The following is a 13,120-nucleotide window of genomic DNA, read 5'->3' on the forward strand; positions in this document are numbered from 1 at the left end:
ATATCTAGACGCTTTACAATGAAAGCTGCGAATGGATGTATCTATATTTTACTTCTGCACAAAGAGACTTTATCTTATCAGTCACTTTTTAATCGGAGAGTTGATTAGAGGTGATGTTACATTCCATCTCAACAATTCGTAATTCTGTTTCCAGCTTGATATCGGGATAAATATGAGTAAAAGCACCGCTGAGATCCGTCAAGCGTTTCTCGACTTTTTTCATACAAAAGGTCATCAAGTGGTCTCTAGTAGTTCACTAGTGCCAAATAATGACCCTACACTATTGTTCACAAACGCAGGGATGAACCAGTTCAAAGATGTATTTCTTGGTCTGGATAAAAGAGCATATTCCCGAGCGACAACCGCGCAGCGCTGTGTGCGCGCGGGTGGTAAACATAACGACTTAGAAAATGTGGGCTATACCGCTCGCCACCATACATTTTTTGAAATGTTAGGCAATTTTAGCTTTGGCGATTACTTTAAGCATGACGCAATCCGTTTTGCTTGGGAATTATTGACTAGCGAAGAATGGTTTAACTTACCAAAAGAAAGGCTGTGGGTGACCGTTTACGCAACTGATGATGAAGCCTATGACATTTGGAACAAAGAAATTGGTGTTCCAGTTGAGCGTATTATTCGTATCGGTGATAACAAGGGCGCGCCATATGCGTCAGATAACTTCTGGCAGATGGGTGATACAGGTCCTTGTGGCCCATGTACCGAGATTTTCTATGATCACGGTGACCACATATGGGGTGGGCCTCCAGGAAGCCCAGAAGAAGACGGTGATCGCTATATTGAAATTTGGAACTTGGTCTTCATGCAATTTAACCGTCAGTCTGACGGGACAATGGAGCCTCTGCCAAAACCTTCAGTCGATACAGGAATGGGCTTAGAGCGTATTTCTGCAGTATTGCAGCACGTTAATTCAAACTATGAAATTGATATTTTCCGCGATCTCATCGCTGCTGCTGCTAAAGCAACAGGTGCGACAGATTTAGAAAATAAATCATTACGTGTTATTGCTGACCATATTCGTTCTTGTGCATTCCTTGTAAGTGATGGTGTTATTCCATCAAATGAAGGCCGTGGTTATGTTCTGCGTCGCATTATCCGTCGTGCTGTTCGTCACGGTTATATGCTTGGTGCCAAAGATACCTTCTTCTATAAATTAGTGGCGCCACTGATTAACGTCATGGGGTCCGCGGCTGATGAACTTGGACGCCAGCAAGCAATGGTCGAAAAAGTTCTCAAGACCGAAGAAGAACAATTTGCTCGTACTTTAGAACGTGGTCTTCAATTATTAGATGAAGAGCTTGCCTCACTGAAAGGGGATACTCTGGACGGTGAAGCCGCATTCCGCTTATATGACACCTATGGCTTCCCAATCGATTTAACGGCAGATGTTTGCCGTGAACGCAATATTAAAGTCGACGAAGAAGGTTTTGAGCGAGCGATGGAGGACCAACGTCGTCGTGCACGCGAATCCAGTGGTTTTGGGGCAGATTATAACTCTTTAATTAAAGTTGATAAGCGCAGTGAATTCTCCGGTTATCAATATGATGAGCAACAAGCTACTATTACTGCATTATATAAAGATGGCCAGCCTGTAGATAGCTTGAATGCTGGTGAAGAAGGCTTAGTTATACTAGACAAAACAGCATTTTACGCAGAGTCTGGTGGGCAAGTCGGTGATACTGGTTATTTAAATAATGATAGTGCGAGCTTTAAAGTTACTGACACGCAAAAATATGGTCAAGCGATTGGGCATATTGGTAAGGTTGAAGCGGGATCACTCGTTGTTAATCATAGAATTACCGCTTTCGTGGATAGTGCTAGACGTGATGCGATCCGTTTAAATCACTCAGCAACGCACTTACTGCATGCGGCACTACGCCAAGTATTAGGTGACCATGTTTCTCAAAAGGGGTCATTGGTTAATGATAAATACTTGCGTTTTGACTTCTCTCATTTTGAGGCGATGACACAAGACCAACTACGCCAAGTAGAAGATATTGTGAATGCGCAAATCCGTAAAAACTCAGAAATTGAAACCGAACTAATGGATTTAGAAGGTGCAAAAGCAAAAGGCGCTATGGCATTATTTGGTGAAAAATATGAAGAGCGTGTACGTGTTCTGAGTATGGGTGATTTTTCTATCGAATTATGTGGTGGTACCCATGCGCGTCGTACCGGAGATATTGGTTTATTCCGTATTCTGAGTGAATCGGGTACGGCTGCAGGTGTTCGTCGTATTGAAGCGACGACAGGCACTACAGCAATTGAAAGTATTCACAATCAATCAGAGCAACTTTCGGCAATTGCACACTTGGTTAAAGGTGATATGAATAGCCTTGTCGAGAAAGTGAAAGCGGCATTAGATAAATCTCGCCAGCTCGAAAAAGAAATTGTGCAACTAAAAGATCAACAAGCATCTCAAGAAAGTGCTTCACTAAGCAGCAAAGCGAAAGACGTGAAAGGCGTCAAATTATTAGTGACTCAATTAGGAGATACTGATCCTAAGTTGTTGAGAACTATGGTTGATGACCTTAAAAATCAGTTGAAATCAGCGATTATCGTGCTTTCAACAACAAGTGGTGATAAAGTCAGTATGATTGTTGGGGTGACTAATGATTTAACTGCTAAAATTAAAGCAGGTGACTTGATTTCCCACATTGCAGGTCAAGTTGGTGGTAAAGGTGGTGGCCGCCCAGACATGGCTCAAGCAGGAGGTACTGACGTTAACGCATTACCTACTGCTATGGCGAGTGTCGAAGAATGGGTTGAAGCACGCCTGTAAGCACTTACAAAGTTGCCTCATTAAAAGATGAGGCAACTTTAATCTGTTGCGGCATTGTTAATGTATCGTTTGTAGTGCTATATTTTGCTTGTAAATAATTAGAATGCTTGTATTGATGGCATCAATGCTTTAGGTGAATGTCATTGCTTTACGTTTTCACGGTGTGTGATGGACAATAGCGGGGGATACCTAGAGACCCGACTCTTTTAATATTTCAAGGAGCAAAGAATGCTTATTCTGACTCGTCGAGTTGGTGAAACACTCATGATAGGCGATGAGGTAACAGTTACTGTATTGGGTGTCAAAGGCAACCAAGTTCGTATTGGTGTTAATGCGCCAAAAGAAGTTTCTGTTCACCGTGAAGAAATTTATCAACGGATCCAGGCTGAAAAGACTCAACCAGATAATCAATAATAATGAATAAGCGTCCAATGATTGACCACACAGCAAGAATGGGCGCTTGTCTTACTCGTATTATATTCTAAAAATATCCTTTCATTTTTATACTTCTCTAGCATCAAACTCACATTATTGTTTAGTTTTCGGTTCTCATGTACTGAAATTTTGTTTCCTTTTGTTTGAAATATAGGCTAATCAATCCTGTGAACATATTTTTATTCATTTGTAGAATAATTTTTTTCCAGTATTTTTGTTTATAAAGTTAGTGTCATAGGGGCTGAAATATATCTTTTCCGGTGTTAAACTAATCATCTTGCTTGTGAAATGTGCAAACAGACACCGGAATGCAAAAAGTTTGGAAAAATTGTTTGACTTCTAAGTCTAGGAAAGTAATATGTGCGCCACACAGCAACGAGATGTTTGAAAAAACAAATCGTGTGTAACTAAAATATGGTGAGGTGGCCGAGAGGCTGAAGGCGCTCCCCTGCTAAGGGAGTATGCGGTCAAAAGCTGCATCGAGGGTTCGAATCCCTCCCTCACCGCCATTTTAGATTATGCATCCGTAGCTCAGCTGGATAGAGTACTCGGCTACGAACCGAGCGGTCGGAGGTTCGAATCCTCCCGGATGCACCATCTTTAACCCTATGAGAAGATCTGATGGGGTTTTGTTTTGGTTTTAGCAGCCAAACAAAGCATTAACTAAGAAGTTGATTTATAGAAGTAGAAGTTGATAAAGAAGTTTGAGAGAACAGCACTCCTTTGCATTAAGTATGCATCCGTAGCTCAGCTGGATAGAGTACTCGGCTACGAACCGAGCGGTCGGAGGTTCGAATCCTCCCGGATGCACCATCTCTTAGCTAATAACTTAGCATATCAATAATACCTTTTAATTTAACTCAGATAAGTTATTGAGAATATATCGATTCAAAATCGAATGAATTTGCATCCGTAGCTCAGCTGGATAGAGTACTCGGCTACGAACCGAGCGGTCGGAGGTTCGAATCCTCCCGGATGCACCATCATTAAGAAACTCCTCATTTGAGGAGTTTTTTTTGCCTAAAATTACCATTCATAAAATTAACTAAATCGCATTTTCCATGCATCTTTGATTTATTCCCTCATAAACCACACATCTAGACAGCGACAATTTATGTGATTTAAGCTAAAGTAATTGCCTTAATAAAATAAATTAACATCACAGGCGGGAGGTCGACTTGATCCCGGACGTATCGAAAGCGCTCTCATGGTTAGAGGCGCACCCAGAAACACTAAATGGTATTCAACGTGGTATAGAGCGTGAAACATTGCGTGTAACCCCAACAGGCGCAATTGCAGAGACCTTGCATCCAGAAGGGCTGGGAAAAGCTTTAACACATAAATGGATCACGACAGATTTTGCGGAGTCCCTACTCGAATTTATTACTCCTGTAGATAAAAGCATTAGCCATAATTTGGCTTTCTTGCGAGATTTACACCGCTATACAGCTCGTCACCTTCAAGATGAAAGAATGTGGCCGTTGAGTATGCCGTGCTTTATTGAAAGTGAAGATAAAATCACTCTTGCGCAATATGGCTCTTCTAATGTGGGGCAGTTTAAAACGCTGTACCGTGAAGGCCTTAAAAATCGTTATGGTGCTTTGATGCAAACGATAGCAGGCGTGCATTATAACTTCTCTTTGCCGATTGAATTTTGGCGAGCATGGGCAGGTATTGAAGATGAAGAAAGCGGTAAAGAAAAAATTTCTGAAGGCTATTTACGTCTGATTAGAAATTACTACCGCTTTGGTTGGGTTATTCCTTATCTATTTGGCGCCTCTCCGGCGATTTGCGGCTCTTTTTTGAAAGATAGGGAGACGTCGCTGTCATTTGATAAAACGGACTGTGGTACGTATTACTTGCCTTATGCGACATCTCTACGTATGAGTGACTTAGGTTATACAAATAAATCACAAAGTGATTTAAATATCACATTCAATAAATTGGATGAATATGTAGAAAACCTGAAAAAAGCTATCCATAAGCCTTCAGCTGAATTTGAAAAACTGGGTGTCAAAAAAGACGGCAAATATATTCAACTAAATACCAATGTGCTACAAATTGAAAATGAGCTCTACGCCCCAATACGCCCGAAACGCGTTCCTAAAGGCAATGAATCACCTTCCGATGCATTATTGCGCGGTGGTATTGAGTACATTGAAGTCCGTTCACTTGATATCAATCCATTTAGTGCAATAGGCGTTAATGAAACTCAAGCTCGTTTTGTTGATCTATTCTTAATATGGTGTGTACTCGCTGATGCGCCTGAAATGAATGCACAAGAATTAGACTGTTGCCGTCAAAACTGGAATCGTGTCATCCTTGAAGGTCGTAAGCCAGGTCAAGTTATTGGTTTCGGTTGTGGTAGTGAAGTTAAGCCGTTAGTTGAAGTTGGACAGCAATTATTTAATGACTTGATCCGCGTGGCTGAAGTGTTAGACACTTGTTGCGATGCAAAATATCAAGAAGTTTGTCACCAATTTGTCGCTATGTTTAAAGACCCAACTCTCACATATTCAGCGCTCGTTATGGATGAAATGTTAGAGAAAGGCATTGGTGGCTACGGGTTAGAATTAGCTGAAAAATATTTTGAACAGTTAGTGAATGAACCGTATGAAGTGATAACTGAAGAGCAATTTGAGCAAGCACGATTGGCTTCAATAGAGAAGCAAGCGAAGATGGAACAAAGTGAGAGCGAAAGCTTTGAGGACTATCTACGCATTCATGCAGGACGCTAAAAGAAATGGCCACTCTAGGTGGCCAAATAAAAAATCTCTTAGAGAATTAGGGATGATAACAAATTGCGCGTCTTTCAATAATTCAGACTCTGCATTTTCAAAATAGTTTCATTTATTTTAGAAAATATTTTTTATTTTTGAGGAGGTCACAAAATGCCATTATTAGATAGCTTTACTGTCGATCATACTCGCATGTCAGCGCCTGCTGTACGTGTGGCAAAGACCATGAAAACACCAAGTGGTGATACCATCACGGTTTTTGATTTGCGTTTTACTGTACCAAATGAAGAAGCCATGACAGAAAAAGGGACGCATACTTTAGAGCACCTCTTTGCAGGCTTTATGCGTGATCACCTCAATGGTAATGGTGTTGAAATTATTGATATTTCACCAATGGGGTGCCGTACTGGTTTTTATATGAGCCTTATTGGTCAGCCCGATGAACTGCGTGTTGCTAATGCATGGAAGGCAGCAATGGAAGATGTTTTGCAGGTGAAAGACCAAAACAAAATTCCTGAATTGAATGTCTATCAGTGCGGCACATATAAAATGCACTCACTGGAAGAAGCTCAGCAAATTGCACGTAATGTTCTTGCATCTGAAATTGGTATCAATAAGAACGATGAGTTAGCATTACCTGCTGAGAAACTTGAACAGCTACACGTTTAGTTTTTATCAAATATTCTTTATGCAAAGAGCCAATTAAGGCTCTTTTTATTTTTATAGCAGAATTTAATGGCAAGTTTATGAAGAAATCAAAGGTCGGGGACTTGAGAACTAAAAGTAAGAGGTGTGATCCTGACCTGCTTAACGATATTTTCATTCATCGCTAATACTTCGATAAGGTAATGTCCTACCACGATTTGCTCTTCAAGTTGTGGAATATCACCGATGACTTCCAAAACCATGCCATTAACCGTCCTAGGACCATCTACAGGGAGATTCCAATCAAAAGCCTTATTCAGCTCACGAATATTAGCAGAACCGTCCACAAGAACGCTCCCATCGCTCTGTGGCAAAACTTCTTCAGCTAAGGATGGTGACATAGAGGTGGTGAAATCACCAACTATCTCTTCTAAGATATCTTCTACAGTGATAAGACCTTGAATCTCGCCATATTCATCAACGATAATCCCGAGTTTTTCTTTATTGTGCTGGAAGTTAACTAACTGAACATTTAACGGTGTACTGTTAGGAATAAAATAAATGTTATCTGCAGCTTTAATGAGATTTTGCTTATTAAATTCACGTTTTTCCATCATGAGACGGTACGCTTCGCGGACGCGTAAAATGCCAATAGAGTCATCAAGTGAATCGCGATAAAGCACAATACGGCCATGAGGGGAGTGCGTAAGCTGCCGAATAATTGATTTCCAGTCATCATTGACATCAATACCAACAATCTCATTCCTGGGTAGCATAATATCGCCAACTGTGACTTTGTCTAAGTCTAAAATGGAAATCAGCATGTCTTGATTTCGGCGGCTAATTTTATGCTTTGATTCGTTAACAATGGTGCGTAGCTCTTCCTTATTAACCGCATCAGTTCGTGCGGTTAGTGATTTCACCCCAATGCAACGTAACAGTAGTGCTGAAATAGTATTAAATGCCCAAACAATAGGCATCATAACTACTTGTAATGGTTTTAAGAGATAGCTACTTGGAAATGCAATTTTTTCAGGGTACAGCGCTGCCAGTGTTTTTGGCATAACTTCGGCAAAAATGAGTATCACAAAAGTTAGGATCCCGGTTGCCATCGCTACACCCGCGTTACCATATAGTCGCATACCGATAATAGTGGCTAATGCGGAAGCAACTATGTTGATTAAGTTGTTACCGATAAGGACTAGGCTTAACAGCTTGTCAGGATGTTTAAGCAGTTTCTCAACACGTATCGCTGAGCGATTACCTTGTTTTGCTAAATGTTTTAACCGATAACGGTTTAGCGTCATCATCCCAGTTTCTGATGCAGAAAAATAGGCTGACATAAAAATTAAAACAATCAATATGATGATTAGCGTACTCGTGGACACATCATCCAAAACAAGTTTCCTTATGTGGTGAAAGTAGTGACTTTATTTGCGTCAAAATACCATGAACTCCTGTATTAGACGATTACCAAAAAAAGCCATAGTTAAGATGATTGAACCGCCAACATGGAAAAATAGAACGCGCTTACCTCGCCATCCTCCATGGAAATGCCCCCAAAGTAGAGTGATATAAACAAACCAGGCGATAACGGATAACACTGATTTATGAATATTTTCTTTATCAAAAATATTATCCATATAAATAAAGCCAGTGCATAAGGTCAGAGTTAGCAAAATGACACCAACTTGAGTGATATGGAACATTTTACGTTCAATCACCATCATCGGTGGCATATCGGGACTAAATTTTAAGGTTTTGTTTTTTAGTTGATGGTCGATTAAAGCCACTTGTAATGCATATAAAGCCGCAATAAGAAGTGTTGCATAGCTCAACAAAGCGAGGCCAATGTGAACAAACAGGGGGACGCGAGCTTCGAGATGCGTAATAAACTCACCAGGCATTAGCGTTGACAGCATCAAGTTAATGATGGCAAAACTATAGACTATGGGCGTTAAGTACCAAGCCTTTCCCCAGTAAGCGACAACAGTCATAATCACACACATGAGTAAGCTCACTGTTGAGCCTAAATTCAACAGAGTGAGGTTTTGTCCTTCGGCTTCACTGAAAATCAAGAATTTCAATGTAATAGCGTGAGTTACTAACGCAACAACGGCAAGAAAAAGCGCGAGATGGCGGTAAAACGGCTGTTTACGCACTTGGCCGGGGACGATCAGTAACAGACTGACCATGTATGTACAAACTGCTATGACTGCAAATACGGGCATAGTATAGTGTCGTTAATCATTTTTAGTGGAAAGTTATTTCATAGTATAACTTGTACGAGTGCAGGCTCCAACTATTGGACGGGCCAATCGCAATATATTCATTGCGGATAGCACTTCATGTGCCTACGGGGTTGGTTCGTATTATTAAATTCAAGCCATAATAACCTGTATCATCCGTTTCAAACAGGGGGCAGCGAAAAAACTGCGGGCATGTTACAATGGGGCATTATTTTGCCGCGATTATTTTTAGTGTTGGTTTTCCTTCCTCATTGTGAAGGCATTGATGCTTATAATTCAAGTTGTTAGATAACACGCACTTGAAATTATCTGTATTAGCAACCAGATCAGGCTGACATCGGCCCATCAACAGAATTGAGCTAAGACATATGTTTGATAATTTAACTGACAGACTATCGCGCACGTTGCGCAATATCAGTGGGCGTGGGCGTCTAACTGATGAAAATATTAAAGAAACACTACGCGAAGTTCGCATGGCCTTGCTGGAAGCTGACGTTGCTTTGCCAGTAGTCCGTGAATTCATTCAAAAAGTTAAAGAAAATGCGGTTGGGCAAGATGTCAATAAAAGTCTAACACCAGGCCAAGAGTTCATCAAAATAGTTCAAAATGAACTGACTCGCGCGATGGGGGACGAAAACCACCAACTTAATTTATCCGCACAACCTCCTGCGGTCGTTTTAATGGCGGGTTTGCAAGGTGCGGGTAAAACAACCAGCGTTGCAAAATTAGGTAAGCTTTTAAAAGAAAAACAAAAGAAAAAAGTATTAGTTGTCTCTGCTGACGTTTATCGCCCCGCGGCGATTAAACAATTAGAGACGTTAGCTGAAAGTGTTGGAATTGATTTTTTCCCTTCGGAAGTACAAGAAAAACCCGCTGCTATTGTTCAAAAAGCATTAAAACACGCACAATTGCAATTCTACGATGTGCTGTTAGTAGATACCGCGGGTCGCTTGCACGTCGACGAAGCGATGATGGAAGAAATCCAAGAAGTTCACCGCATTATTAAGCCAGTTGAAACCTTATTCGTCGTCGATGCGATGACAGGACAGGATGCGGCAAACACAGCGAAAGCGTTTAATGAAGCCTTGCCACTGACTGGGGTTGTGTTGACCAAGGTCGATGGTGATGCGCGAGGCGGTGCGGCGCTTTCTATTCGCGCAATTACAGGCAAACCCATTAAATTTCTAGGGGTTGGTGAAAAAACTGACGCCTTAGAACCATTCCATCCAGAGCGCGTCGCGTCGCGTATTCTCGGTATGGGTGATGTAATTTCTCTGATTGAAGAGATTGAGCATAAAGTTGACCGCGATGAAGCTGAAAAGCTGGCTAAAAAACTTAAAACAGGGGATGGCTTTGATTTAAATGACTTTTTAAGTCAATTAAAGCAAATGCGTAATATGGGCGGTATGGCGAGCATGATGAGCAAAATGCCCGGGATGTCTCAGTTACCGGATGCCGTTAAGTCCCAAATGGATGATAAAATCACCGTTCGTATGGAAGCGATGATTAATTCCATGACACGTAAAGAACGTGAAAAACCTGAAATTATTAAAGGTTCGCGAAAACGTCGTATTGCGGCAGGTTCGGGAACTACCGTGCAAGAAGTTAACCGCCTCTTAAAACAATTTGATGACATGCAACGCATGATGAAGAAAATGAAAAAAGGTGGTCTAGCCAAGATGATGCGCGGCATGAAGGGTATGATGCCTCCGGGTTTTCCGGGGCGTTAAGCAATAAAGCCTCAAAGAAAACGCACTTTTGATTGATTTTTGCGTCAAAGTGAGTAAACTTTTCGGGCTTTTTATATGACAGCCGGACTCTATCCCTCGATGGAGTCTGGTTGTTTTGTTAACTAATGAGGATGTTATGGTAACAATTCGTTTATCTCGTGGCGGCGCTAAAAAACGTCCGTTCTACCAAATCGTTGTAACCGATAGCCGCAATGCGCGTGACGGTCGTTTCATTGAGCGTATCGGTTTCTTCAACCCGATCGCTGCTGGTCAAGCAGAAGAACTGCGTTTAGACCTGGACCGTATTGAGCATTGGGTTGGCTTAGGCGCAACTATTTCTGACCGTGTTGCACAACTGGTCAAACAAGCTAAGAAAGCAGCTTAATCTGTCGCGGTGGTAACAATGAGCAAGCAAACTAAACTACAGCCACCTGAAAACCCAATCGTATTGGGGAAATTAGGTGCAGCGTACGGTATTCGTGGTTGGCTCAAAGTTTTTTCGTCCACCGAACATGCTGAAAGTATTTTTGAGTATCAGCCTTGGTTTATCCAGCGCTCAGGTCAATGGCAACACATTGAAATTGAAGATTGGAAACATCATAACAAGGATATCATCGTCAAGCTGAACGGGGTCGATGACCGCGATGCAGCTGCGCTTTTGACTAACTTTGAGATTGCGGTTGATTCAACCCAACTTCCTGAGTTAGAAAACGAATACTACTGGAAAGACCTGATGGGTTGCCATGTAGTGACGTTACAAGGCTATGACCTTGGTACCATCACTGACATGATGGAGACCGGTTCAAATGATGTACTGGTCATTAAGGCGAATTTAAAAGATGCATTTGGCATCAAGGAGCGGTTAGTTCCGTTTCTTGATGGGCAGGTTATCAAGAAAGTCGATCTCGATGCCAAACTTATTGAAGTGGATTGGGATCCTGGTTTTTAAATCTCCGGTTGAACGGTTTTGATAAGTGGGACGAAATGATGTGGATTGGTGTAATTAGCCTGTTTCCCGAAATGTTCCGCGCAATAACCGAGTACGGGGTAACTGGTCGGGCAGTGAAAAATGGCCTGCTAACATTTGAGTGCTGGAATCCGCGTGACTTTACTCACGATAGGCACAAAACTGTTGATGATCGCCCCTATGGTGGTGGTCCAGGCATGCTGATGATGGTGCAACCGCTTAAGGATGCAATCAACGCAGCAAGAACTGAGGCTGGTGTTGGTGCAAAGGTTATTTATCTTTCACCGCAAGGGCGCAAACTCAGTCAAGACGGTGTTTGCGAGCTGGCAACCAATGAGAAATTGATTCTTGTTTGTGGCCGCTATGAAGGCATTGATGAGCGTATCATTCAAACCGAAGTTGACGAAGAATGGTCAATCGGTGATTACGTTCTCAGTGGTGGGGAGCTCCCCGCGATGGTGTTGATTGACTCAGTTTCACGGTTTATACCGGGGGTACTTGGTCATCAAGCCTCTGCCCAAGAAGACTCTTTTGCAGATGGTTTGTTAGATTGTCCACACTATACCCGCCCTGAAGTGTTAGACGGCATGCAAGTTCCTGATGTTTTACTTTCAGGAAACCACGCTAAAATAGATAGCTGGCGCATGAAACAATCACTCGGCCGTACCTGGCTTAGAAGACCTGAGCTTCTGGAAAGCCTAGCTCTGACTGACGAGCAGAGGATGTTGCTGGCTGAATTCCAACGGGAATATCAGTCTGAGCAACAAATGAATCCAGACAATTAATTGTCTAAACATATCAGTTTACCTAGGGTAAGAGAGTTATTATGAGCAACATTATTAAACAACTTGAACAAGAGCAAATGAAGCAGGACGTACCTTCATTCCGTCAGGGTGACACCGTGGAAGTTAAGGTATGGGTCGTAGAAGGCTCTAAAAAACGTCTGCAGGCATTCGAGGGCGTGGTTATCGCTATTCGTAACCGCGGTCTGCACTCTGCATTCACTGTTCGTAAAATTTCTAACGGCGAAGGTGTTGAGCGTGTATTCCAAACTCACTCACCAGTCGTAGATAGCATTGCAGTTAAACGTCGTGGTGCTGTTCGCAGATCTAAACTGTACTACCTGCGTGAGCGTTCTGGTAAGGCAGCTCGTATCAAAGAGCGTCTGAACGCCAAGTAATACGCTTTCGCTACATCCGAAAGTTATGTTATGAGAGAGGCCCGCATTTGCGGGCCTTTTTACATTCACCACTATATTCGTCATACTTCAAGCTGTGGCGTTGTTGTCTTCTCTCGGTTACTCGGGTCACATACTTATGTATGCTCCCCGAGATAACCTCGTTTGACGCCTAGCCACAACTCGAATTATTTTGAATATAGCTGAGAGAGTTTATTTCAAGTTGTAGCTATGTTGGCAGCACTCATTCGCACTAGTCACATGCTCCTAGCGTCTCATTCCTTTGCCGCCTTGCTACACCCCGAACTATTTAGAATATAGCTGAGAGAGTTTATTTCAAGTCCTAGCTGTGTTGGCTGCGCTCAGCCACACAGGTCAC

Annotated in this window: 11 protein-coding genes and 4 tRNA genes; 13 read left to right on the plus strand and 2 right to left on the minus strand. The window is 42.1% G+C overall.

Features of this window, described 5'->3' with window-relative positions; all coding sequences use genetic code 11:
- Positions 1-172: 172 nt before the first annotated feature.
- From alaS to luxS, 8 genes are all read left to right on the plus strand, one after another.
- On the plus strand, positions 173-2,800 hold the full coding sequence (gene alaS / locus P3L37_RS04240) for an alanine--tRNA ligase (protein ID WP_110732234.1): 2,628 nt from the start codon (positions 173-175) through the stop codon (positions 2,798-2,800).
- 228 nt (positions 2,801-3,028) lie between these two features.
- The gene (gene csrA / locus P3L37_RS04245) at positions 3,029-3,214 is read left to right on the plus strand and encodes a carbon storage regulator CsrA (protein ID WP_004264815.1); all 186 of its coding nucleotides are present in this window, start codon (positions 3,029-3,031) and stop codon (positions 3,212-3,214) included.
- 437 nt (positions 3,215-3,651) lie between these two features.
- Positions 3,652-3,744, plus strand: a tRNA-Ser gene (locus P3L37_RS04250).
- Between the two features lie 11 nt (positions 3,745-3,755).
- Positions 3,756-3,832 (plus strand) — tRNA-Arg (locus tag P3L37_RS04255).
- 139 nt (positions 3,833-3,971) lie between these two features.
- Positions 3,972-4,048: transfer RNA gene (locus tag P3L37_RS04260), tRNA-Arg, on the plus strand.
- A gap of 93 nt (positions 4,049-4,141) precedes the next feature.
- Positions 4,142-4,218, plus strand: a tRNA-Arg gene (locus P3L37_RS04265).
- Positions 4,219-4,413: 195 nt separating this feature from the next.
- Positions 4,414-5,973: a glutamate--cysteine ligase gene (gene gshA / locus P3L37_RS04270; protein WP_004914045.1), complete on the plus strand. Its 1,560-nt coding sequence runs from the start codon at positions 4,414-4,416 to the stop codon at positions 5,971-5,973.
- A 153-nt stretch (positions 5,974-6,126) separates the two neighbouring features.
- The gene (luxS, locus tag P3L37_RS04275; RefSeq protein WP_004914042.1) at positions 6,127-6,642 is read left to right on the plus strand and encodes an S-ribosylhomocysteine lyase; all 516 of its coding nucleotides are present in this window, start codon (positions 6,127-6,129) and stop codon (positions 6,640-6,642) included.
- Positions 6,643-6,728: 86 nt separating this feature from the next.
- Here the strand turns inward: luxS and P3L37_RS04280 are convergent, their stop codons facing one another.
- Both P3L37_RS04280 and P3L37_RS04285 read right to left on the minus strand, forming a co-directional pair.
- A complete protein-coding gene (locus tag P3L37_RS04280) occupies positions 6,729-8,015 on the minus strand; it encodes a CNNM domain-containing protein (RefSeq protein WP_109911980.1) in 1,287 nt (428 codons plus the stop codon).
- 42 nt (positions 8,016-8,057) lie between these two features.
- Positions 8,058-8,849 (minus strand): inner membrane protein YpjD, encoded by a 792-nt coding sequence (locus tag P3L37_RS04285; protein ID WP_004264820.1) that lies wholly within the window; start codon positions 8,847-8,849, stop codon positions 8,058-8,060.
- Between the two features lie 386 nt (positions 8,850-9,235).
- Between P3L37_RS04285 and ffh the strand changes: the two genes are divergently transcribed.
- From ffh to rplS, 5 genes are all read left to right on the plus strand, one after another.
- Positions 9,236-10,597, plus strand: coding sequence for a signal recognition particle protein (gene ffh / locus P3L37_RS04290; protein WP_004914034.1), 1,362 nt, complete (start codon positions 9,236-9,238; stop codon positions 10,595-10,597).
- Positions 10,598-10,733: 136 nt separating this feature from the next.
- Positions 10,734-10,982, plus strand: coding sequence for a 30S ribosomal protein S16 (rpsP, locus tag P3L37_RS04295; RefSeq protein WP_004914031.1), 249 nt, complete (start codon positions 10,734-10,736; stop codon positions 10,980-10,982).
- 18 nt (positions 10,983-11,000) lie between these two features.
- On the plus strand, positions 11,001-11,546 hold the full coding sequence (rimM, locus tag P3L37_RS04300) for a ribosome maturation factor RimM (protein ID WP_047757188.1): 546 nt from the start codon (positions 11,001-11,003) through the stop codon (positions 11,544-11,546).
- 38 nt (positions 11,547-11,584) lie between these two features.
- Positions 11,585-12,349: a tRNA (guanosine(37)-N1)-methyltransferase TrmD gene (trmD, locus tag P3L37_RS04305; protein WP_109911981.1), complete on the plus strand. Its 765-nt coding sequence runs from the start codon at positions 11,585-11,587 to the stop codon at positions 12,347-12,349.
- A gap of 41 nt (positions 12,350-12,390) precedes the next feature.
- Positions 12,391-12,744: a 50S ribosomal protein L19 gene (rplS, locus tag P3L37_RS04310; RefSeq protein WP_004264827.1), complete on the plus strand. Its 354-nt coding sequence runs from the start codon at positions 12,391-12,393 to the stop codon at positions 12,742-12,744.
- Positions 12,745-13,120 lie beyond the last annotated feature (376 nt).

The organism is Providencia sp. PROV114 (assembly GCF_032704305.1).
Taxonomy (GTDB): Bacteria; Pseudomonadota; Gammaproteobacteria; order Enterobacterales; family Enterobacteriaceae; genus Providencia; species Providencia rettgeri.